The 21156-nt window shown below is 64.1% G+C and carries 18 protein-coding genes and 1 pseudogene; 10 read left to right on the top strand and 9 right to left on the bottom strand.

The features are described 5' to 3' along the window. Positions 1–70: 70 nt before the first annotated feature. The 4 genes from PMI40_RS22130 to PMI40_RS22115 all read right to left on the bottom strand — a co-directional run bounded on the left by PMI40_RS22130 (position 71) and on the right by PMI40_RS22115 (position 6579). Positions 71–3277 carry a CusA/CzcA family heavy metal efflux RND transporter gene (locus tag PMI40_RS22130; protein ID WP_008120118.1) on the bottom strand — a complete coding sequence of 1069 codons (3207 nt, stop codon included), beginning with the start codon at positions 3275–3277 and terminating at the stop codon, positions 71–73. A 29-nt stretch (positions 3278–3306) separates the two neighbouring features. Next, the gene (locus PMI40_RS22125) at positions 3307–4866 is read right to left on the bottom strand and encodes an efflux RND transporter periplasmic adaptor subunit (protein ID WP_008120116.1); all 1560 of its coding nucleotides are present in this window, start codon (positions 4864–4866) and stop codon (positions 3307–3309) included. Positions 4867–4874: 8 nt separating this feature from the next. Then, positions 4875–6161 carry a TolC family protein gene (locus tag PMI40_RS22120; RefSeq protein WP_008120115.1) on the bottom strand — a complete coding sequence of 429 codons (1287 nt, stop codon included), beginning with the start codon at positions 6159–6161 and terminating at the stop codon, positions 4875–4877. 64 nt (positions 6162–6225) lie between these two features. Next, a complete protein-coding gene (locus PMI40_RS22115) occupies positions 6226–6579 on the bottom strand; it encodes a hypothetical protein (RefSeq protein WP_008120113.1) in 354 nt (117 codons plus the stop codon). Positions 6580–6858: 279 nt separating this feature from the next. Between PMI40_RS22115 and PMI40_RS22110 the strand changes: the two genes are divergently transcribed. Together PMI40_RS22110 and PMI40_RS22105 are read left to right on the top strand one after the other, a co-directional pair. Next, the gene (locus PMI40_RS22110; RefSeq protein ID WP_008120112.1) at positions 6859–7530 is read left to right on the top strand and encodes a heavy metal response regulator transcription factor; all 672 of its coding nucleotides are present in this window, start codon (positions 6859–6861) and stop codon (positions 7528–7530) included. Positions 7531–7550: 20 nt separating this feature from the next. Beyond that, positions 7551–8921 carry a heavy metal sensor histidine kinase gene (locus PMI40_RS22105; protein WP_040502691.1) on the top strand — a complete coding sequence of 457 codons (1371 nt, stop codon included), beginning with the start codon at positions 7551–7553 and terminating at the stop codon, positions 8919–8921. Between the two features lie 261 nt (positions 8922–9182). Here the strand turns inward: PMI40_RS22105 and PMI40_RS22100 are convergent, their stop codons facing one another. After that, entirely contained in the window at positions 9183–10310 is a 1128-nt protein-coding gene (locus PMI40_RS22100; RefSeq protein WP_008120108.1) for a porin, read from the bottom strand. Positions 10311–11165: 855 nt separating this feature from the next. Here PMI40_RS22100 and PMI40_RS22090 point away from each other — a divergent pair. Further along, positions 11166–11777, top strand: a complete 612-nt coding sequence (locus PMI40_RS22090; protein ID WP_008120106.1) for an NTP transferase domain-containing protein — start codon at positions 11166–11168, stop codon at positions 11775–11777. Positions 11778–11954: 177 nt separating this feature from the next. Next, positions 11955–13175, top strand: coding sequence for a calcium-binding protein (locus tag PMI40_RS22085; protein WP_008120104.1), 1221 nt, complete (start codon positions 11955–11957; stop codon positions 13173–13175). A gap of 45 nt (positions 13176–13220) precedes the next feature. Here the strand turns inward: PMI40_RS22085 and pcaF are convergent, their stop codons facing one another. From pcaF to PMI40_RS22070, 3 genes are read right to left on the bottom strand one after another with little or no spacing between them, the layout of a single operon-like run. Further along, positions 13221–14423, bottom strand: coding sequence for a 3-oxoadipyl-CoA thiolase (gene pcaF, locus PMI40_RS22080; protein ID WP_008120101.1), 1203 nt, complete (start codon positions 14421–14423; stop codon positions 13221–13223). Next, complete coding sequence (locus PMI40_RS22075; RefSeq protein WP_008120099.1) at positions 14420–15076, bottom strand: 3-oxoacid CoA-transferase subunit B; 657 nt, start codon at positions 15074–15076, stop codon at positions 14420–14422. The genes pcaF and PMI40_RS22075 overlap by 4 nt, the downstream gene beginning before the upstream one ends. Next, positions 15073–15750 (bottom strand): 3-oxoacid CoA-transferase subunit A, encoded by a 678-nt coding sequence (locus tag PMI40_RS22070; protein ID WP_008120097.1) that lies wholly within the window; start codon positions 15748–15750, stop codon positions 15073–15075. Before PMI40_RS22070 ends, PMI40_RS22075 begins: the two co-directional genes overlap by 4 nt. A gap of 171 nt (positions 15751–15921) precedes the next feature. Between PMI40_RS22070 and PMI40_RS22065 the strand changes: the two genes are divergently transcribed. Continuing rightward, complete coding sequence (locus tag PMI40_RS22065; RefSeq protein ID WP_008120094.1) at positions 15922–16773, top strand: IclR family transcriptional regulator C-terminal domain-containing protein; 852 nt, start codon at positions 15922–15924, stop codon at positions 16771–16773. 12 nt (positions 16774–16785) lie between these two features. Here the strand turns inward: PMI40_RS22065 and PMI40_RS22060 are convergent, their stop codons facing one another. After that, on the bottom strand, positions 16786–17289 hold the full coding sequence (locus PMI40_RS22060) for a flavin reductase (RefSeq protein WP_040502689.1): 504 nt from the start codon (positions 17287–17289) through the stop codon (positions 16786–16788). Between the two features lie 291 nt (positions 17290–17580). Between PMI40_RS22060 and PMI40_RS22055 the strand changes: the two genes are divergently transcribed. The 5 genes and pseudogenes from PMI40_RS22055 to PMI40_RS24645 form a co-directional block, all read left to right on the top strand. Next, complete coding sequence (locus PMI40_RS22055; RefSeq protein ID WP_008120089.1) at positions 17581–18516, top strand: LysR family transcriptional regulator; 936 nt, start codon at positions 17581–17583, stop codon at positions 18514–18516. 96 nt (positions 18517–18612) lie between these two features. Continuing rightward, positions 18613–19749, top strand: a complete 1137-nt coding sequence (locus PMI40_RS22050) for a muconate/chloromuconate family cycloisomerase (protein ID WP_008120088.1) — start codon at positions 18613–18615, stop codon at positions 19747–19749. A 28-nt stretch (positions 19750–19777) separates the two neighbouring features. Beyond that, positions 19778–20068 carry a muconolactone Delta-isomerase gene (gene catC, locus PMI40_RS22045; RefSeq protein WP_008120086.1) on the top strand — a complete coding sequence of 97 codons (291 nt, stop codon included), beginning with the start codon at positions 19778–19780 and terminating at the stop codon, positions 20066–20068. A gap of 71 nt (positions 20069–20139) precedes the next feature. Next, positions 20140–21051 (top strand): catechol 1,2-dioxygenase, encoded by a 912-nt coding sequence (catA, locus tag PMI40_RS22040; RefSeq protein WP_008120084.1) that lies wholly within the window; start codon positions 20140–20142, stop codon positions 21049–21051. Beyond that, positions 21048–21156, top strand: a pseudogene (locus tag PMI40_RS24645) (3-oxoadipate enol-lactonase); the annotation flags it as partial. The gene catA and the pseudogene PMI40_RS24645, both read left to right, overlap by 4 nt.

Below are 21156 nucleotides of genomic sequence, written 5' to 3'. Positions count from 1 at the left end.
GCATGCCGCCCCTAAAAAAAATGGCGCCACCTTCGCTGGCGGCGCCGTGGCAGGTGGCCCTCGCCCAGGCCTAGGTCGCCGACTCCGGCAGGCGCCGGCCGCGGAACTTCCAGAATCGCCGGCCGGATCCGTTCGTGCCGGGCCGCGGGTTCTCGTCGCCGGCGTGTGCCAGTTTGTACAGCAACGGCAACACCAGCAATGTCAGGGCGGTCGACGAAAGGATGCCGCCGATGACCACGGTGGCCAGTGGGCGCTGCACCTCGGCACCGGTGCCCGTGGCCAGCGCCATCGGTACGAAACCGAGCGAGGCCACCAGGGCCGTCATCAGGACCGGGCGCAAGCGCGTCATGGCGCCTTCGTGGATGGCGTCATCCAGCGAGCGCCCTTCTTCGCGCAGGCTGCGGATGAACGAAATCATCACCAGGCCATTGAGCACCGCCACCCCCGACAATGCGATGAAACCGACCGCCGCCGAGATCGACATCGGAATGTCGCGCAGCGCCAGGGCCAGGATGCCGCCCGTCAGCGCAAACGGGATACCGGTAAACACCAGCATGCCATCCTTGACGTTGTTGAACATGGCGAACAAGAGCAAGAACACCATCAGCAGGGCGACCGGAATCACGATCTGCAGGCGCTGGGTGGCCGACTGCAGGTTCTCGAATTGCCCGCCCCAGGTGGTCCAGTAACCGGTCGGGATCTTCACCTGCGATTGCAGCTGTCGTTGGGCATCGGCCACGAACGATCCCAGGTCCCGGCCGCGAACGTTGGCGCTCACCACGATACGTCGCTTGCCGTCTTCCCGGCTTACCTGGTTAGGTCCTGGTGCAACATCGAGCGAGGCCACCTCCCCCAGCGGGACGTAGCTGGTCCTGGTCGTGCCCTCTTGCAATGGCAGCGCCAGCGGCAAGCGGCGAATGGCCTCGAGGTCGGCGCGTGCGCTCTCGGGCAATCGCACCACGATGCCGAATCGCCTGTCGCCCTGGAACAGGGTTCCCGCGTCCTTGCCGCCAATGGCGGTAGCGATCGTGTCCTGGATATCGGACACGTTCAGTCCGTACCTGGAGGTCTTCTGGCGATCGATATCGACCGTGAGCATCGGCAGGCCGGTGGTCTGCTCGATCTTCACTTCGGTCGCACCGGGGATCTTCTCCAGCACCGCCGAGATCTTCGCGGCGGTGTCATTGAGCGTATCCATGTCGTCGCCGAAGACCTTCACCGCGACGTCGCTGCGTATGCCCGAGATCAATTCGTTGAAGCGCAGCTGGATCGGCTGCGAGAATTCGTAGTTGTTGCCCGGAATCTTCGTCACCTCCTCCTGGATCGCGGCCAGCAGTTGCGCATGCGTCTTCTGCGGCTTGGGCCATTGGTCTTGCGGCTTCAACATGATGTAGCCATCCGAAATGTTGGGCGGCATCGGGTCGGATGCCACCTCCGCAGTACCGGTGCGTGCAAACACCCGTTCCACCTCCGGGAATTTCTGCTTCAGGGTGTGCTCGATCTGCTGTTGCATCTGCACCGATTGCGTCAGGCTGGTGCCGGGAATCCGCAATGCCTGGAGCGCCATGTCGCCCTCGTTGAGACTCGGGACGAATTCCGTACCCAGTCGGGTGGCCAGCACAGCGCATACGATGATCAAGGCACCGGAAAAGGTGAGGACCACCGGCTTGTTGCGCATGATCACCTTCAGCGCCGGCTCGTAGAGGCGCTTGGCCCGCAGCATCATGAAGTTCTCCTTTTCCGCCACCCGCTCGCCGATGAACAACGCGATGGCCGCGGGAATGAAGGTCACCGACAGGATCATGGCACCGACCAGGGCAGTGACCACGGTGAACGCCATGGGAGTGAACATCTTCCCTTCCACACCGGTCAGGGCGAACATCGGCAGATACACGATCATGATGATCAGCTGGCCGAACAACAGTGGCCGGCGCGCTTCCCGGGCGGCGGCGAATACCTCGTCGAAGCGTTCGTCGCGGGTCAGCGTGCGGCCATGTCCTTGCTGCGCATGGGCCAGCCGCCTGACGCAGTTTTCCACGATCACCACTGCGCCATCGATGATGATGCCGAAATCCAGCGCCCCCAGGCTGAGCAGGTTGGCGCTGACCTTGTTGGACACCATGCCCGTGAACGTGAAAAGCATCGCCAACGGGATCACGGCCGCGGTGATGATGGCCGCCCGGATGTTGCCGAGGAAGACGAACAGCACCGCGATCACCAGCAGGGCGCCCTCGACCAGGTTCTTCTTGACGGTCGCGATCGCCTTGTCGACCAGGATGGTCCGGTCGTACACGGTAACGGCCTCGACGCCATCGGGTAACGAACGGTTGATTTCCACCATCTTCCGGTCCACCGCCTGCGATACCTTGCGGCTGTTCTCGCCGATCAGCATGAAGACCGTGCCGAGCACCACTTCGCGGCCATTCTCGGTGGCCGCCCCGGTACGCAGCTCCGGGCCGATACCGACCTCGGCCACGTCGCGTACCCGGATCGGCACACCCTGGACGTTGGCCAGGACGATGCTACCGATATCGTCGGCCGATGCGACCTGGCCCGGGGCGCGGATCAGGTACTGCTCGCCGTTGCGTTCGATGTAACCGGCGCCGACGTTGTTGTTGTTCTTTTCCAGTGCCTTGACCACCGTGTCCATGGTCATGCCGTAGGAGGCCAGTTTTTCGGCCGAAGGGGCGACCAGGTACTCCTTGGCGAAGCCGCCGATGGTATTGATCTCGGTCACGCCCGGCACCAGGCGAAGCTGCGGCTTGATCACCCAATCCTGGATTTCGCGCAGGTCGGTCGCCGTATAGGGTGTACCGTCGGCCTTGCGCGCATCGTCCCTGGCCTCGACCGTCCACAGGTAGATTTCACCGAGCCCGGTGGAAATGGGCCCCATGCCGGGGTCGATCCCGGTGGGAAGCTGGCTTCTGGCCTGCTGGATACGCTCATTGACCAGTTGCCGTGCGAAGTAGATGTCGGTGCCATCCTTGAAGATGACCGTCACCTGCGACAAGCCATAGCGCGACAGTGAGCGCACCTGCTCCAGGTGCGGCAGGCCGGACATCACGGTCTCGATCGGATAGCTGATGCGCTGTTCGGTTTCCAGCGGCGAATAGCCGGGGGCCGCCGTGTTGATCTGGACCTGCACGTTGGTGATATCGGGAACCGCATCGATGGGCAGTTTCTGGTAGCTGTAGACGCCATAGGCGCCCATCGCAAGCGCCGCCAGCAGGACCAGCCATCGATGCTCGATGGCCAAGCGTATGATTCGTTCAAACATGATTGTCGTCTTTCTCGAAGTCGCCGCGATTAATGGCTATGCTCGGCCGAACCCTTGCCCAGCTCGGCCTTGATGGCGAAGCTGCCGGTGGCGGCGTAGTCGGAACCGGCGTCCAGGCCGGACCTGATTTCGACGAACTTGCCGTTGGTCCGTCCGGTCGTGACCTCCTGTGCGGCGAAGCCGCCCGGGATGCGAACGAAGACCACGCTCTTGCCGTCGACCGTCTGGATGGCGTCGGCCGCCACCGCCACCGGGACTTGCGCGGCATCCGATACCACCTCGACCGACACGAACAGTCCGGGGCGCCAGCTGTCATCGGGATTGGGCAATACCACATGCGCCCTGGCCGTCCTGGTCTGTTCGCCGATCAATGCACCGACGAAGGAGATCGTGGCGTCGGCCTTGGCGTCGAAGGCGGTGGCACGCACCACTACCTTTTCACCGACCCTGACCCTCTGCATATCCTTGGGTGAAACGATGATCTCGGCCCAGACCGTGGACAGGTCGGCAATCAGGAATGCGTTGGCATCCTCGCGTACCGCCTCCCCCAGCCCCAGGTGCTTCTCGACCACGGTGCCGTCGAACGGCGCCCGGATCTCGTAGCGGTTGAGGGCGCCCGAGGACCGGGTGGCACCGATGGCGCGCAGTTTCTGCTGCGCATTGCGCAGCGCGACCTCTGCCTCGCGCAATGTCACCTGTGCCTGCAGGTAATCCTGTTCGGCGGAGATCTTCTGCTCCCACAGGTTCTTCTCACGCTGGTAGGCGGTCCTGGCCAATGCCAGTCGCTGTTCGGCATTGAGCAGCTCGGCACGCTGCTCGGACACGGCGCTGCTATTGATCACCGCCAGCACCTGTCCTTTCCTGACCTTCTGGCCCAGGTTGGCGGAAACCGATTCGACGATGCCGGCGACCTGTGGCACCACGTGAGCGGTGCGGTCTGCATTGAAGCGGATTTCTCCGGGCAGTTGCAGGCTGCTGTTCATCTTCAATGCGCCGGCGGGCTTGACCTGGATACCCGCAGCGGCTATCTGCGCCTGGTTCAGCTCGATCTTTCCTTCTTCCTTGGAGAACGTGAATTGGTGGGTGCCACCGGCAGCCTTGGCCGAGAACCTGATATCGAAAAGATGGGGCTCCTCGATGGCGCTGGTCGCCTTCAGGGCATCCTTTTCGATCCGCAATGCCAAGGTTTCGGGTGCCTTCCCGGGGCGCTGGAGCGTCGCGTCCAAGTTCACCGACGACGGAGCAACGGGCTGGTCCTGCCAGTAGGGATAGACGACCAGGGCGCCGTCGCTTTCACTCAGCAGGACTTCCATGGACGACGCGCCTTGCTGGTACAGGACGCCACCGTGTGGCCCCTTGGATGGTGCCGCACCGTGATGCTCTCCATCCCCGTGCTCATCCGGGTCCTTGTGCGAATCCGCCTTGTCTTCACCGTGGTGTTCCTGGTCCTGATGACTGCCTTCATGCCGGTGTGCCGATGATTTCTCGGCGCCCCCGGCAACACTTCCACCCTTCGTCAGGATGACGCCCGACAACAGCGCTGCGACGGCGATGATCGCCGCGATGGCGAGCTTTTGCTTGTTGGTCATGTTTGATCTCACTTGGCTGATGGGGTCTCGGCGCCGGCCAGACGCTCAAGGTCGGCGGCGGCCTGGAATGCGATCGACAGCGCCTTCCAGTACTGTGCCTTTGCCTGGAAATACGTGCGCTGCGCGTCGAGGACGTCGAGAAAGCCGAACTTGCCCAGCTCGAAGCCGGTGCGCGCGGCCTGGTAGGCACCTTGCGCGGCAGGCACGATCCGGTCACGCAAGGCGGCAGCTTCATGTCTTGCATTGCGCAGGCGTTCGTAGCTCTGCGCGGCCTCGCTCTGCATGTTCAATTCGACCAGGGACAACTCGTCGCGCGCGATGTCCACCCGCTTGAGGGCCTCCAGTTCATTGCCCCGGTTGCTGTCGAAGACCGGGATCGGCACCGAGAAACCGACGACCCACATGTTTCTCGCGGCCGACTCATCGCGCTTGTTGCCCAAGGCCAGGTTCAGGTCCGGGATGCGCTTGCTGCTTTCGATCCTGGCCAGGGCCCGCCGCCGTTCGACTTCGAGCTGTGCCAACCGCACGGCAGGACCGACGGCGACCTTTTCGGTCAACTGGGCAATCGCCGGCAACTCCGGAATGGATTCGAGGGCGCCATCGGTGAGCTGGAAATCGTTGCCGACTGCCCCCCAGAAGGTCGCCAGCCTCCTGTGCGCCAGCGCCAGTTCACTGTCGGCCTGGTTCAACTCCAGCTGCGCGCTGGCCTCGGCGACCTGTGCCTTGGTCTGTTCGACCGGCGATATCTTGCCGGCCGTGACCCGGCGCGCCGTCATCCCGGAAGACGTACTGGCCAGGCCCAGCAGTTCCTTGGCCAGTCGCTGCCGCTCCATGGCGATCATCGCGTCGTAATAGGAGGCGGTAAGCCCGGCACGGATCTCGACCCGCTTGGCGGCGTAGTCGAGCAAGGCCATGTCCAGCGCGCGCCGTGCCGCCTCGATACGGGCACTGCGTTTTCCGCCCAGTTCGATGGGCTGGGTGATCTGGTAGGTGGTGGTCCTGGATGACTTGCGGGTATCTTCCAGCAAGGCCGAGAACTCCGGATTGGGCCGCGCTCCCGCCTGGATGATGGTGGCTTCTACTGCCTCGATTTCCTTGCGGGCCGCCGCCAGCGTCCTGTTCCGGTCATAGGCCAGGGCAATGGCTGCCGGCAGCGACAACGGCGCTGGCTCCCTGGCCATGACCGAAACGCTGGAATCCTGGTCTTGCTGCGTGGTTGCGGGCGCAGTGGACTGCGCGTGGCCGGGGCTGGCCGCAAGCAGGGCCAGCGCCAGCGAAAAGCTGTGCCGATACATCGAATTCTCCGGTGAATTAAGGGGAATCCGGCGAGGTCAGGTGGATGTGGATGTCCTCGCCGAGTCAGGCGGCGAGCAACCAATTGGGCTTGTCGGGCCCGTCGGCGATGTGGGAGGCGGGATGTGCCGAATACGCTGCCGTATTCCCGGTCCCGGCGGTCACCGGCGCGAGTAGCGCCGTGCCGTAGCACTGTACCGATTTCATGCAGGAGAAGTGGCACACGGAACAACCGATATCGTTGTCGCCGACGCTCGCGCCATCGGAGCCGGTGGGCTGTTGCGCCTGGAGGGAAGGATGCTCGTGGTGCCCCGGGTGGAGCGGCGCGAGCGCATTTTCCGTTTGGCAATAGCCCGCCATCGCAGCCCAGGAGAGCTGCAGCGGCAACAACAAGGCTAGGAAAATGATCAGGGCACGCATGATGAATTGATTATAACTTCCAGTCCATGCCAACGGTGGCGATGAGGTTAAAGTCGGGTAGGCTTGCGGTGCGCCCGAGCCTGCGCCGCGATCCGGCAGGCAGTGCGAGGACCTGCCCCGTACCAGGCGCTGGCGGCAGTCGATTCGATATCCGGCGCATCGTTGCAATGAAGTCTAGGACACAAGGCCGTACAGAAGGATTGCCTGGTGATTACAGAGTTGTAATGAATGAAGCCGACGACTCGATCAGAATGCGGTGTATTCGATGGGAACCTGGATATGCATATCTTGTTGGTAGAAGACGAACCGAAATCCGGCGACTATCTGCGCCGCGGCCTGGCGGAGTCGGGTTTTGTCGTCGACTGGGTCCGCACCGGGGTGGACGGCTTGCATCACGCACAGACACTGGATTACCAATTGGTCATCCTGGATGTCATGCTGCCGGGCATGAATGGCTGGGAGATCCTGCGCGAACTGCGCCGCACGCACGATACGCCTGTACTGTTTCTCACCGCCCGCGATGAAGTGGAAGATCGGGTCAAGGGCCTTGAGCTGGGTGCCGACGACTACCTGGTCAAGCCGTTCGCCTTCACGGAACTGCTGGCGCGGGCAAGGACGCTGCTGCGCCGCGGCCCCATCCGTGAAGCCGATGTGATCGAATACGGTGACGTGAGCGTGGATGTATTAAGGCGCAAGGTAAGCCGCGCGGGTCAACGGATCGACCTGACCGCCAAGGAGTTCGCGTTGCTCCATATGCTGGTCCGGCGGCCGGGGGAGGTGCTGTCGCGCCCCCAGATCGCGTCGCAGGTATGGGACATGAATTTTGATAGCGATACCAACGTGGTCGACGTGGCCGTGCGGCGCCTGCGCGCCAAGCTCGACGACGACTTCGACAGCAAGCTGGTCCATACCGTCTGGGGCATGGGTTACGTCTTCGAGGCCAGGAATTGAAGCCGCGCGGTACCGCGTCGATGACCTCGCGGCTGATGGCTTTGTTCGCATTGGTGTCGATCATCACGTTCGCCGGCGTCGGCAGCTATCTCTACCACTCCCTGCATGTCCAGCTGGAGCGGCGCGATGATGAGGAACTGCTCGGAAAGAGTCGCTCGATCGCCCATCTGATACAGGAAGCACGTTCGCTGCAGGCCATCCGGGATAACAGTCACGCGTTGCTCGACACGATCAGGGGTCATGACCAACTCCTGGTGATGATCAGCGATTCGACCGGCCTTGACGTCGTCAGCAGCGAGCGCCCTGCTGACATCGCCCAACTGGAGCCGGACATGCGCCATGGGCCGCAGCCGGATCTCATCCAATCCCGGCAGCTCGCTTCGGGAGCGGTGCGCTTCATCGTCAGCAAGGCAACGACCCGCTCGGGCCAGGAAGCCACCGTCACCGTGGCGCGTGCAGGCTCCGACCGGATGCAATTGCTGGCAGCGTATCGCTCCGAGGTCTGGTACGCGGCCGGTGTCGGTACCTTGCTTGCCACCTTGCTGAGTTTTTTCCTGGTGCGCAGTGGGCTGCGACCGCTGCAGTCGATGGCCGCCCAGACCCACGCGATATCGGCCAACCGCCTCGATACCCGGCTCGATATCCGATCCGCACCGCGGGAACTGCATGAGATCGTCGAATCGTTCAATGCGATGCTTGACCGCTTGCATCGCAGCTTCGAGCAACTGAGCCGCTTTTCGGCGGACCTGGCCCATGATCTGCGCACCCCGGTCAACAACCTGATGGTGCAAACCCAGGTCGCGCTGGGAAAACCGCGTGGCGTCGACGAGTACCAGGCGCTACTGAGTTCCAATATCGAAGAGTATGAGCGGCTCTCCCGGATGATGGAGAGCATGCTGTTCCTGGCCCGGGCCGATAACGCCCATGTCGCATTGCAGATCCGGCAACTGGATGTGGCGGATGAGCTCATCAGGATCGGCGAGTACTTCGAAGGCATTGCCGAGGACGCGGGGGTCGAGATCGTGGTGTGTGGCAGTGGCCGGATGAGTGCCGATCCGATCTTGCTACGGCGGGCGATCGGTAACCTGGTCGCCAATGCAATCCGATATACGCCTGCGCAAGGTGTCGTCAGGGTGGATGCACGCGATCTGGACGATGCGACGGTGATTACCGTCGCCAATCCTGGCATAGGCATACCGGACGACCTGCTTGATCGCGTCTTCGATCGTTTCTATCGGGCCGATCCATCGCGCAGCAGTTCCGGCGGGTCCAGCGGCCTGGGGTTGGCGATCGTGCGCTCGATCATGGCCTTGCACCAGGGTAGCGCCAGTGTCACCAGTATTCCCGGCGGGCAGACGGTGTTCAGTCTGAGCTTCCCCAAGCGGAGCTAGGTCGTATGTTGTGGGCTGGTGCCAGGCGCGGTCTTGAAGACAAGAGCAGTCCGACGGATAGTTCGCCGACCGCCTGTCGTGTGATTGCCCGGGGCCGTCAGGACCGGATCTTCGCCACCGAAACCGATTCGCCACCCGTGAGGCGCCGTTTGCGGGAAAGTATGTGCCGGGGTATGACGTCGCCTGCGCAAAAAAGCGGCGTCACCATTGCTGGTGGCGCCGCATCAAAGAACTGCTTTCCTCAAGACTACCTGGCCTGCATCAGAACTTGTGACGCAAGCCGACACGCAGTACGTTTTGCGTGGAATCGTCGTACGGCGCGAAGTCGCCGGCGTTGTTGAGTACACCGGGATTGACGACGTCCTTCGCACGCAGGTTGCTCCACATTGCATACACGTCGGTGCGCTTGGACAGGAAGTAGTCCACACCCAGGTTGAACTGGGTGGTCTTGCCCGAAGTGGGCAAGCTGCTACCGGCGGCGCGGTTGAAGTCCATGCGGCTGTGGATCACGCTGCCCAGGAGATGCAGGTTCTGGCTCAACGCGTAGTCCACGCCGAGGTCGACGATATTGGCCTTGCGTGCGCTGCCCACCGCTGACAGGCGGCCGGCCTGGTTAGCCGCGGTCGGGCGCTTGCCCTGCGACCATGCACCATACAGCTTGGCCGGACCAAACTGGTAGCTGGTGCCGATGGTGAAAGTCTTCAGGTTGGTATCGCCTGCGCTGTAGGGCGCGGAACTGGTCGCCAGCTTGCTCTGGAAATAGCCGGCGCCGATGCCGAACGGTCCATTGGCGTAGTTGGCACCGATACCATAGCCCTGGCCGGCAGACGTCTGGCCCGCGACTTCGCCGAAGGCGTAGTACAGGCTGCCGGTGAAGCCACCGAGGTTGGCGGTGTCGTAACGCACCGAATTATCGTTACGACCGGTCGAGGTACGGTCGATGTTGTTGGCGTGCGCCCCCTTCTGGCCATTCTGGCCGAAAGTCTGTGCCGACGTGTACTTGAATCCGATGTCGTCCAGGAAGTCGGACTGGCGGCCGACCGTCACCGTACCGAAGCCGCCCGACAGGCCCACCACCGACTTGCGGTCGAACAACACGCCCGAAGAACCCATGGCGCCGCTGTCGGCGTTGAAACCATTCTCCAGCACGAACAGTGCCTTCAGGCCGCCGCCCAGGTCTTCGGTCCCGCGAAATCCGATGCGCGAGCTGGACAAGCCGCCCGACTCCACGCCGAAGCGCGAGCCGTTCTCGTTGACACCGGCCTTCTTCACGTTGGACATATACGAGACGCCAGCGTCGACGATCCCGTAGATCGTGACGCTGCCTTGTGCATTTGCAGCCGATGCGCCCAGTCCGAGAAGCGCCAGTGCAATTAACTTCTTGTTCATATAACTCCTGATGGTTAGAAATCGTGACTGCGCGCCGATTGCTCACACGCGCATCACCACAATCGAACATCGAGATTCCCGCGCATGCCGGCACTCTCCATGTTGGATATCTTCAGCACGACAGTGCCTGTTGCAGGAGCCGGATCGGCGTTATCCACGGAAGGAATTGCCGCCTGCCCTGTAGAAGAAATAATCCGACCATTGCTCCTGAAAGTTAGAAATTGCGGCCCGATCCGGCCTGAGGATACGATCTCGACCGAGCTGGCCGAGCGCACACGCATCCCTGCGAGCGATCCGCATGAGGTCAGGCCTGATATCGATGGCGATTGCGGCGCGCGTTCCCATCGCGTGCGCCCTATGAATACGGACTCTGTGGTCCGTTGATCGACTGCCCAGGGTGAAACATGCCAGCCGGTTCCTGACGACTTGTCAGCAACGGGGCGAACTATACTGGGCGTTTTTTACTTGTGTGTTACCGACTTTGATTTTTTAAGTCATTTTCGAAATTGATTCGAGAGGCGCCGTGCGCCTGCGTCGCCGACGATAGTGGCCTCGTTCCCCGAAGGCCGCCATCCGCATTCTCGGTCGCCACGTCGTGGGCCAGGATCGATCCGCGATCCCGGCTGGCTGGCGGTCGTCGATGGCCCGCTGCGCCCGCAGCCGCAGCGCGGCGCAGGACAATGCTGCTAGAATCGGCCGCGGTGCGAGAGGCCTTGGCCGCCGGTTGCCAGAGCAAATGCCGACCGCTGGCCCTTCGGTCGCATCGCGTGCGCCGACATACAAGAGAAAACGTGACGAAAATAGAAGACGCCCCAATGCCCGAAGCCCACCAGGCTGCGGCTTGAGCGAACCAGCATGCATACCGAGACACCTCGATTCCCCGGCCTGACGGCGATCCTGCTGGCCGCCGGCCGCGGCTCGCGCTTCGACGCCATGGAAGGCAAGCTGATGCAGCCGGTAGGCGAGCATGGCCAGATGCTGGCCGTGGTGGCGGCACAATCGCTGCTGCGGGTGCTGCCGGTGGTGGCGGTAGTGGCCACCGATGGCCAACTGGCGCGGGCCCTGCGCGCGCAAGGCTGCACGGTGGTGACGGCGCTGCCGGGTGCGGCGCGCGAGATGAGCGCCACGCTGCGCCAGGGCGTCCTGCATACCGATACCGATGCGCGCGGCTGGCTGGTGGCCCTGGGCGACATGCCCATGGTGCGCTGCGATACCATTGCCCTGGTGTGCCAGGCCCTGCATGACGGTGCCGACATTGCGGTGCCGGTGCGGCAAGGACGCCGCGGCCATCCGGTCGGGTTCTCGGCACGTCACCGCCAAGCCCTGCTGGACTTGCGCGGCGACCAGGGGGCACGCACCATCCTGGCCGCCCATCAGGTGCGCGAGATAGCGGTCGACGACGCCGGCATCCACGTCGACGTCGATACCCGGGCCGACCTGCGGGCGCTGGACAGGCGCGACGCTTGACGCAGGTCTTGCGACCCCGTCCCGGGGGTCGACTCCAATAACTTCAGATATCGACGCTACCTTGGCGGCGGAAAATGCCCGGCCCGGTGACGCCCGGCAAGAATCGGCGTTCGCCGCACGACATGTACCGGCGAAGCAGCGAGGGAATCCATCTTCCAATCGATTCGAAGGATAGCCATGACCTATATCCGCAATACCAGCCCCGTCACCGACGCCCCCGTCCCGGCCGCCGCCGGCATCGCCGCGCCACTCGTAGGACCGGACTTACCGGCGCGGGAACGCATGCTCATCTCCGGCACCAGCCTCGACGACGATATCTGGGGAAGCAGCGGGCCCGACCGCATCGAGGGCGGGGAAGGCAACGACCGGATCCACGACCACATGGGCGACAACCTCATGCTCGGTGGCGCCGGCAACGACACCATTGCCGGCACGGGCACCTTCCGGGGTGGTCCCGGCAACGACATCCTGGTGGGCAGCGGGACCTTCCTGTTCGACCGGGGCGACGGTCGCGACCAGATTGGGCAGGATGGCTTTGTCACCTACCTGGGAGAGCAGGTCGGCGACACCAGGTATTCCCATCTGCGCGACAGCGTGCTGCGCTTCGGCGCCGGCATCGATCCCGCATCGATCGTACTGGTACGACGCCGGGACGACCTCGAGTTCGATGTGGGCGACGACGAGGCGGTGACCGTCTCGCGCTGGTTCGTGGACCGGGATGCCCGGCTGGGCGCGGTGGAATTCGCCGACGGTACCCACTGGAGCCGCCAACGGATTGCTGGCATGGCGCTGCACATCGCCGGTACCGGCGGCGACGACACGCTCGAGGGAGGCGCCCACAATGACACCATCGTCGGCGAAGGCGGGCGCGACATCATCTTCGACGATCGCGGCTGGAACATGCTGTTCGGCGACGAAGGCGACGATCTCATCATGGGCTCGGGCGGCCTGGCCGGCGGCGCCGGCGACGACATACTGGTCGGTCGCGGCCACCTGATGGACAATACCTATTTCTACGATCGCGGCGATGGCCATGACCAGATCTTCATCCATGGCGACTCCAACCGTCGCGCCCGCGCCGATACGATGGAGTTTTCGGCAGACCTGGATGTGCAGGACCTGTGGTTCCAGCGCCGCGGCGATGACCTGGTCGTGACCTTGGTAGGCGGCACCGATGGTGTCACCATCAATGACTGGTACCTGGGACCGGCGCACCAGGTAGCGCGCTTCCGGCTCGGCGCCGACAAGGTCATGGGCGCCGCGCACGTCGATGCACTGGTGCAGGCCATGTCGGGGTTCTCCCCGCCGCAGGGCGCTGGAAGTGTCCTGGAGACCCATTCCCGGCAAGCCCTGGCACCGGTGCTGGCGACGTCCTGGAGCGACACCCGGGCCGGCTGACCCCATCATCGAGCGTCGGCCCGGCTCCCGCGCCGGGTCGATTGCTCACACCCTTTCGATCACCATGGCGATCCCCTGCCCGACTCCGATGCACATGGTGCACAGCGCATAGCGGCCGCCACCGCGCTGCAACTGGTAGGTGGCCGTGGTGACCAGGCGCGCACCACTCATGCCCAGCGGATGGCCCAGGGCGATGGCGCCGCCATTGACGTTGACGCGCGGGTCGTCGTCGGCAACGCCCAGTTGCCGCAATACCGCCAGACCCTGTGACGCAAACGCCTCGTTGAGTTCGATCACGTCCATCTGCCCGATGTCCAGCCCGAGCTGGCCGAGCAGCTTGAGCACGGCCGGTGCCGGCCCGATGCCCATGATGCGCGGCGCCACACCGGCCGTGGCCATGCCCAGCACACGCGCGCGCGGCGCCAGCCGGTACTTGTCCACCGCCTCGGCGCTGGCCAGCAACAGCGCACAGGCGCCATCGTTGACGCCGGACGCATTGCCGGCCGTGACGGTGCCGTCGGGCCTGACCACGCCCTTGAGCCGGGCCAATGCGTCCAGGCTGGTGGCACGCGGATGTTCGTCCTGCGTGACCAGCACCGGATCGCCCTTCTTCTGGGCCACGCTCACCACCACGATCTCTTGCGCCAGCACGCCATTGGCCTGTGCCGTGGCCGCCTTGGCCTGGCTGCGTTGGGCAAACCGGTCCTGGTCGGCACGGCTGATGCCGAAGTCGGTGGCAACGTTCTCGCCGGTCTCGGGCATCGAATCGACACCATAGGCGGCCTTCATCTTCGGGTTGACGAAGCGCCAGCCGATGGTGGTGTCGTGGATCGCGGCGCTGCGCGAAAAGGCACTCTCGGCCTTGCCCATGACGAACGGCGCGCGCGTCATGCTCTCGACGCCGCCGGCGATCATCAGGTGCGCCTCGCCGGCCTTGATGGCGCGGGCGGCGATACCCACGGCATCCATGCCGGAACCGCACAAGCGGTTGACGGTGGTACCCGGCACCTCCTGCGGCAACCCGGCCAACAGCGCCGACATGCGCGCCACGTTGCGGTTGTCCTCGCCGGCCTGGTTGGCGCAGCCGTAGATCACGTCGTCCACGGCGTTCCAGTCGACCTGGGGATTGCGTTCCATCAATGCCCGTAACGGCACCGCGCCCAGGTCGTCGGCGCGTACCTCCTTGAAGGCGCCGCCGAAGCGTCCGATCGGGGTGCGGATGGCGTCACAGATGAATACGTCTTTCATGGCCTTCTCCGTTCAGGGGCCAGGCGCAATGGCGCGTCGGTCAGTGCTTGCAACGCCTCCAGCGTCAGGCCGTCGATCATCTCGCATACCTCGAGACCGGTGGTGGTGACGTCGATCACGGCCAGGTCGGTATAGATCCGGCTGACGCAACCGATGCCGGTCAGCGGATAGGTGCAGTGCCGGACCAGCTTGCTCTGCCCGTCCCTGGTCTGGTGCTCCATCATCACGAACACCTGCCTGGCACCGATGGCCAGGTCCATGGCCCCGCCCACGGCAGGGATGGCGTCGGCCGCACCGGTGTGCCAGTTGGCCAGGTCACCCTGCTGCGAGACCTGGAACGCGCCCAGCACGCAGATATCCAGGTGGCCCCCGCGCATCATGGCGAACGAGTCGGCATGGTGAAAGAAGGCGCCTCCCGTGAGCAGCGTGACCGACTGCTTGCCGGCGTTGATCAGGTCTGCGTCCTCCTCGCCCGCAGCCGGGGCCGGGCCCATGCCCAGCAAGCCATTCTCGCTGTGCAGAAAGATCTCCTTGTCGGCCGGCAGGTAGTCGGCCACCTTGGTGGGCAAGCCGATACCGAGATTGACGTAGGCGCCTTCGGGGATGTCGCGCGCCACGCGGGCGGCCATCTGGTCTCGGGTATGGCGATTCATCGGTTGCCCTCCTTGGCTACCTGCACCACCCGCTGCACGAAGATGCCGGGGGTGACGATATGTTCGGGGTCCAGCTGGCCCAGCTCGACGATCTGGTCTACCTGTGCCACGGCGCATTTGGCGGCCATGGCCATGATGGGACCGAAGTTGCGCGCCGTCTTGCGATACACCAGGTTGCCCCAGCGGTCGCCGCGGTGCGCCTTGATCAATGCGAAGTCGGCGTGGATGGGCGACTCCAGCACATAATGGCGGCCGTCTATTTCGCGCGTCTCGCGGCCATCGGCCAGCATGGTGCCGTAGCCGGTAGGGCTGAAGAAGCCACCGATGCCGGCCCCCGCGGCGCGGATGCGCTCGGCCAGGTTGCCCTGCGGCGTCAGTTCGAGTTCCAGTTCACCGGCGCGATAGAGGGCATCGAACACCTGCGAATCGGCCTGGCGCGGAAACGAACAGATGATCTTCCTGACGCGCCGGGCCTTGAGCAACGCCGCCAGCCCGGTCTCGCCGTTGCCTGCATTGTTGTTGACGATGGTCAGCTCGCGCGCGCCCTGGTCGATCAGGGCATCGATCAGGGCCGATGGCATGCCGGCATTGCCGAAGCCACCGATCATGATGGTGGCGCCGTCCTGGATGCCGGCGACGGCCTGCTGCAGCGATGCGATGGTTTTGTCTATCACGGTTTGCCTTGACGCAGATTGATGGCAATTGTGCGATCAACGCACAATTGATCTTTATTCGCACAAAAAGTGTAGCGAGCGCGCCAACCGTGCGTCAATGCATGGCGCGAATATGTGTTCGATTGCCGAACACCTGGTTAAAATTCGCACAACGCAAACACCGGAGATCCCATGACCGCAACCACCGCGCGCAAGCGCCGCCAGCTCGCCGGCACCACTTCCGAGACCACGGCCGCCGAGCCGAGCGTGGCCGAGCAGATCGATGCCATGGCCGATCCCAACTTCATGACGTCGCTGGCGCGCGGCATGGCGGTGATCCGCGCCTTCAGCGACATGCGTCGCGCCATGACGATTGCCCAGCTCAGCCAGCGCACCGGGATTCCACGCGCGGCGGTGCGGCGCTGCCTGCACACGCTCGTGGCGCTGGGTTATGCCGATGTCGATGGCAACTATTTCTCGCTGGGACCGAAGACCTTGACGCTGGGTTACTCGTACCTTTCGTCAACGCCATTGACGGTATCGGCCCAGCCCTGCCTGAACCAGGTCACCCGCGAACTGGGCGAGTCGTCGTCGCTGGCCGTTCTCAATGAAGACGAGGTGCTGTATGTGGCGCGCTCGGCGACGTCGCGCGTGATGTCGGTGGCGCTCAACACCGGCAGCCGGTTGCCGGCCTATTGCACCTCGCTGGGGCGGGTGCTGCTGGCGGCGATGCCGGCCGAGGAACTGGATGCCTACTTGGCCCGCGTCAAGCTGCGTGCGTTTACCGATAACACCGTGGTGTCGCAGCGACGCCTGCGCGAGATACTGGCCGGCATCGGCCGCGACGGCTATGCGCTCAACGACCAGGAGCTGGAAATCGGCCTGCGCTCGATCGCAGTGCCGGTACGCGGTGCGTCCGGCAACGTGGTGGCCGCGCTCAACGTGGGCGCACAGGCGGCGCGGGTGTCGCGCCAGCAGATGGAAGGCCAATTCCTGCCGGTGCTGTTGCGCCGCGCGCAGGACCTGTCGATCCTGCTGCCCTGAGACGGCCTCGTCTCAGGCTGCTGCCGCTACCTGCGGGGCTGCAATGCGATGGAACTGCCGCTCGAAGTAAGCCAGGCCATCCTCGGCCGTATCGGCCAGGCGGATATGACGCAACTCGACGAACAGCACGCAGTGCGAACCGGCCCGTTGTTCGTGCACGATGTCGCCTTCGAGCACGGCCAGCGCATCCGGCAGGGTCGGCTGGCCATGCTCACCGGTGCGCCATTGCACCTGGGCCATCCGCTCGGCCGGGGTGAGTCCGGTCATGCCGGCGACCTGGCGCGCCAGCTGTTCGTGACGGGCCGCCAGGATGTTGACGCACAGCCGACCGTTGGCCAGCAATACCGGCTGCGCGGCGCTCTTGAGATTGATGCACACCAGCAGCATGGCCGGACTGTCCGAGACCGAAGTCACGGCGCTGACGGTCATCGCGGCGCGTCCCGCCGGACCATCGGTGGTGACGATATTGACGGCGGCCGACAGGCGCGCCATGGCGTTGCGAAATTCGGTTTGCATGATGATGCCCATAAAAAATTCAAGTGACAGTACGCGCGCCACGGCGTTATGCTCGGCGCTTCTGCCAGCAGGTCCTCGCGGGGGCCGGCAAGCCGCATAAGGGCAGCTTATCCGGCGCAGATGAAAATCAAATACAAGGTGATGCGCCCGCTGCAACAGCCGGCGGCGTGTCAGGAGACATCAGGCACAACGATTGCTTGAACCGTACCAGCAACACCCCTGGCGCACCGTCATGAACAACGATAGTGCCTCCGCAATTTCGCCGTCAAATGATTGTCGGGAATGTTCTGCATGAAACAAATGAATATCGCCACGGTCGATCTGAACCTGCTCAAGACCTTTATCGCGATCTGGGAAGAGCGCAGCCTCACCACCGCTGCCGAGCGCCTGCACCTGACGCAACCGGCGGTAAGCCACGCCCTGCGCCGCCTGCGCGAGATGTTCGACGACCCGCTGTTCGTGCGCACGCCTACGGCCATGGTGCCCACCGACGCCGCGCTGCGCCTGCATACGCCGATCGCCAATGCGCTCACGATCATCCACGATGCGCTGCAGGACCATGCCCACTTCGACCCCGCCACGGCCAGCCGCACCTTTCGCATGGTGATGTCGGACATGTCGTCGGCACATGTGTTGCCGCTGCTCATGGAAGAGCTGGCGCATACCGCGCCGCGGGTGTCGTTCGAGGTGGAACAGATGCCGATCGAGGCATTGAGCGCGGCCATGCGCAACGGCGATATCGACCTGGCCTTCGGTTACCTGCCGGGGCTGTCGGACGACTGCGTGAGCCAGACCGTGCTGTACGACGAATACATCTGCATGCTGCGCCGCGCCCACCCGCTGGCAGGGGCGCCGCTGACCATGGAAACGCTGACCCAATTGCGCTACGTCTACACCGCCACCAACACCACCGGCCACAAGCTGGCCGAGGATGTGTTTCGCAAGGCCGGCATCCGGCGCGACATCGCCCTGCGCATTCCGCACTTCACGGTGGCGCCGCAGATCGTGCGCAAGACCGACCTGGCATTGATCCTGCCGCGCAGCATCGCCGAACAGGTCAACCTGGCGCGCGATTGCGTGTTGCTCGACCTGCCGCTGCCGATGCCGCGCATTCCGGTGCGGCTGCACACCCACACCCGCTTTGCGTCGGACCCAGGAATCGCCTGGCTGCGCAATACGCTGGCCGAGATGTTCGGTCGCGAGGAACCGGAGTCCACCGCAGCTTGACGTAATATACCTGGAAGGTATGGACCCCGCCGTCATCGGTCTTGGACAGGACCCGATCGTCATCACTAAGATCGGTCATCGTTACCAAAGACTGCCATGACCCAATCCGCCATTGCCATCGAACAAGTCGAGGTCATCCTGCTGGATGTCCCTACCATCCGCCCGCACAAGTTGTCCATGGCGACCATGTATCGCCAGACACTGGTGCTGGTGCGCATCACCGGCGCCGACGGCATCACCGGCCTGGGCGAGGCCACCACCATCGGTGGCCTGGCCTATGGCGAAGAGAGTCCCGAGAGCATCAAGGTCAACATCGACACCTACATCACGCCACTGCTCAAGGCACAGGACGCCACCCAGGTCGCGGCGCGCATGCAACTGGTGGGACGCCATGTACAGGGCAACCGCTTTGCCAAGTGCGCCATCGAGACCGCGCTCTACGATGCCCAGGCCAGGCGCCTGGGCGTGCCGCTGTCGACGCTGTTCGGCGGGCGCGTGCGTGATGCGCTGCCGATCGCCTGGACCCTGGCCTCGGGCGATACCGCGCGCGACATCGAGGAAGCCGAGAAGATGCTGGCGCAGCGCCGCCATGACATCTTCAAGCTCAAGATCGGCTCGCGCACGGTGCGCGAGGACGCCGCCCATGTGGCTGCCATCAAGCGTGCCGTGGGCACGCGTGCCAGTGTGCGGGTCGATGTCAACATGGCCTGGAGCGAAGCCGACGCCATGCTTGGCATGCGGCTGCTGGAAGATGCCGGTTGCGACCTGGTGGAACAACCGATCGCGGCCGCCAACATCGAAGGCATGGCGCGCCTGCGCAGCAAGAACCGCGTGGCGCTGATGGCCGATGAAGTCCTGCATGGCCCGGGCGATGCCTTTAGGGTGGCCCATCATGCGGCCGCCGACGTGTTCGCAGTCAAGATCAACCAATCCGGCGGCCTGGCCGGCGCACAAGCGGTGGCGGCCATTGCCGACGCCGCCCGCATCGACCTGTACGGCGGCACCATGCTGGAAGGCGCCGTTGGCACCATGGCATCGGCCCAGCTGTTCGCCGGCTTGCCGAACCTGGCGTGGGGCACCGAGCTGTTCGGCCCATTGCTGCTGACCGAGGAAATCCTGACCGAACCGCTGCGCTACCAGGATTTTTCGCTGACCCTGCCCACCGGCCCGGGCCTGGGCATCACGCTCGACGAAGATCGCATCAATCACCTGCGGCGCGACCGCCACCGGTGAACCGTAACGTTTCAATGAGGAGATCCGCATGCTGTTCAAAGTAACGATGGACGTGCAACTGCCGCACACCATGCCCAAGGAAAGTGCCGACGCCCTCAAGAGCGCCGAGCGCGAGCTGGCCCAGCGACTGCAACATGAAGGCAAGTGGCGCCATCTCTGGCGCGTGGCCGGCCGCTATGCCAATGTCAGCATCTTCGATGTGGCCGGTGCCGCGGAGCTGCACGACCTGCTGACCGGCCTGCCGCTGTTCCCGTACATGAAGATCGAGGTGCAAGCGCTGTGCCGCCACCCTTCTTCGATCCATGAGGACGACCGTTAAGCCCTGACTTACCGGGTGACCAGGCGTCACCGGCAGCACCCATACCAAGAGAGAAAGAGAGAGAGACCAGCATGGACAAGCAAGCTATCGACGCAGTACTGCGCAAGATACAGGGCGCCGATTCCGGCCAGCCCGCCAGCCGCGTGCAACAGATCGTCAACCGCATCGTGCACGACCTGTTCCATACCATCGAAGACTTCGACGTACAGCCCGAAGAGTTCTGGTCGGCCATGGCCTACCTGACCGATGCCGGCCGCAACGGCGAGTATGGCCTGATCGCAGCCGGCCTGGGGCTGGAGCATTTCCTTGACCTGCGCAGCGACGAGGCCGAAGCCCGGGCCGGCGTCACCGGCGGCACCCCGCGCACCATCGAAGGACCGTTGTATGTCGCCGGCGCGCCCGAGGAAAACGGCTTCGCCCGCCTCGACCAGGATCCGCAGGAGGGTGATGTCCTGTTCATGCAGGGCCAGGTGCGCGACATGGACGGCAAGCCGGTGGCCCATGCGCTGGTGGAAGTGTGGCACGCCAATCACCTGGGCGGCTATTCATTCTTCGACCCGAGCCAGTCGCCGTTCAACCTGCGCCGCAGCATCCGCACCGATGCCGATGGCCGCTATCGCTTCCGCTCGCGCGTACCGGTGGGTTACAGCGTGCCGCCGGGCGGCTCGACCGACCAGTTGATGAAATTGCTGGGACGGCATGGCACGCGCCCGGCCCACATCCACTTCTTCATCTCGGCGCCCGGCATGCGCAAGCTGACCACGCAGATCAACATCGAAGGCGATCCTTTCCTGTGGGACGACTTCGCCTTTGCTACCCGCGATGGCCTGGTGCCGGCCTTGAAGCAAGTCACCGATGCGGCGGCGATCCGCAGCAACGAACTCGATGCACCGTTCTATTCGATCGATTTCGATTTCACGATGCACCGTGAACAAGCCGACCTGCCCAAGGCCGAAGTCGACCGCGTCCACTTCGCACCATGAGCGCGACCGTGCCGGACCACCTGCATTACACGCTCGAGGGCCCCGCCGATGCGCCGGTATTGGTGCTGTCCAATTCGCTGGGCACCCGCCTGTCGATGTGGCAGG

This window comes from Herbaspirillum sp. YR522 (assembly GCF_000282575.1).
In the GTDB taxonomy this organism is placed as follows: Bacteria; Pseudomonadota; Gammaproteobacteria; order Burkholderiales; family Burkholderiaceae_D; genus Herbaspirillum.
Note: the sequence above shows the minus strand (reverse complement) of the source record. Positions and strands in the feature narration are given on the sequence as shown.

What these genes read in the sequence shown, in the direction of transcription:
- PMI40_RS22125 (WP_008120116.1), bottom strand. Translation starts at nt 4,866, where the DNA reads ATGACCAACAAGCAAAAGCTCGCCATCGCGGCGATCATCGCCGTCGCA.
- PMI40_RS22120 (WP_008120115.1), bottom strand. Translation starts at nt 6,161, where the DNA reads ATGTATCGGCACAGCTTTTCGCTGGCGCTGGCCCTGCTTGCGGCCAGC.
- PMI40_RS22065 (WP_008120094.1), top strand. Translation starts at nt 15,922, where the DNA reads ATGACCGCAACCACCGCGCGCAAGCGCCGCCAGCTCGCCGGCACCACT.
- PMI40_RS22060 (WP_040502689.1), bottom strand. Translation starts at nt 17,289, where the DNA reads ATGCAAACCGAATTTCGCAACGCCATGGCGCGCCTGTCGGCCGCCGTC.
- PMI40_RS22130 (WP_008120118.1), bottom strand. Translation starts at nt 3,277, where the DNA reads ATGTTTGAACGAATCATACGCTTGGCCATCGAGCATCGATGGCTGGTC.
- PMI40_RS22105 (WP_040502691.1), top strand. Translation starts at nt 7,551, where the DNA reads ATGACCTCGCGGCTGATGGCTTTGTTCGCATTGGTGTCGATCATCACG.
- pcaF (WP_008120101.1), bottom strand. Translation starts at nt 14,423, where the DNA reads ATGAAAGACGTATTCATCTGTGACGCCATCCGCACCCCGATCGGACGC.
- PMI40_RS22055 (WP_008120089.1), top strand. Translation starts at nt 17,581, where the DNA reads ATGAAACAAATGAATATCGCCACGGTCGATCTGAACCTGCTCAAGACC.
- PMI40_RS22075 (WP_008120099.1), bottom strand. Translation starts at nt 15,076, where the DNA reads ATGAATCGCCATACCCGAGACCAGATGGCCGCCCGCGTGGCGCGCGAC.
- PMI40_RS22085 (WP_008120104.1), top strand. Translation starts at nt 11,955, where the DNA reads ATGACCTATATCCGCAATACCAGCCCCGTCACCGACGCCCCCGTCCCG.
- PMI40_RS22090 (WP_008120106.1), top strand. Translation starts at nt 11,166, where the DNA reads ATGCATACCGAGACACCTCGATTCCCCGGCCTGACGGCGATCCTGCTG.
- catC (WP_008120086.1), top strand. Translation starts at nt 19,778, where the DNA reads ATGCTGTTCAAAGTAACGATGGACGTGCAACTGCCGCACACCATGCCC.
- PMI40_RS22115 (WP_008120113.1), bottom strand. Translation starts at nt 6,579, where the DNA reads ATGCGTGCCCTGATCATTTTCCTAGCCTTGTTGTTGCCGCTGCAGCTC.
- catA (WP_008120084.1), top strand. Translation starts at nt 20,140, where the DNA reads ATGGACAAGCAAGCTATCGACGCAGTACTGCGCAAGATACAGGGCGCC.
- PMI40_RS22050 (WP_008120088.1), top strand. Translation starts at nt 18,613, where the DNA reads ATGACCCAATCCGCCATTGCCATCGAACAAGTCGAGGTCATCCTGCTG.
- PMI40_RS22110 (WP_008120112.1), top strand. Translation starts at nt 6,859, where the DNA reads ATGCATATCTTGTTGGTAGAAGACGAACCGAAATCCGGCGACTATCTG.
- PMI40_RS22100 (WP_008120108.1), bottom strand. Translation starts at nt 10,310, where the DNA reads ATGAACAAGAAGTTAATTGCACTGGCGCTTCTCGGACTGGGCGCATCG.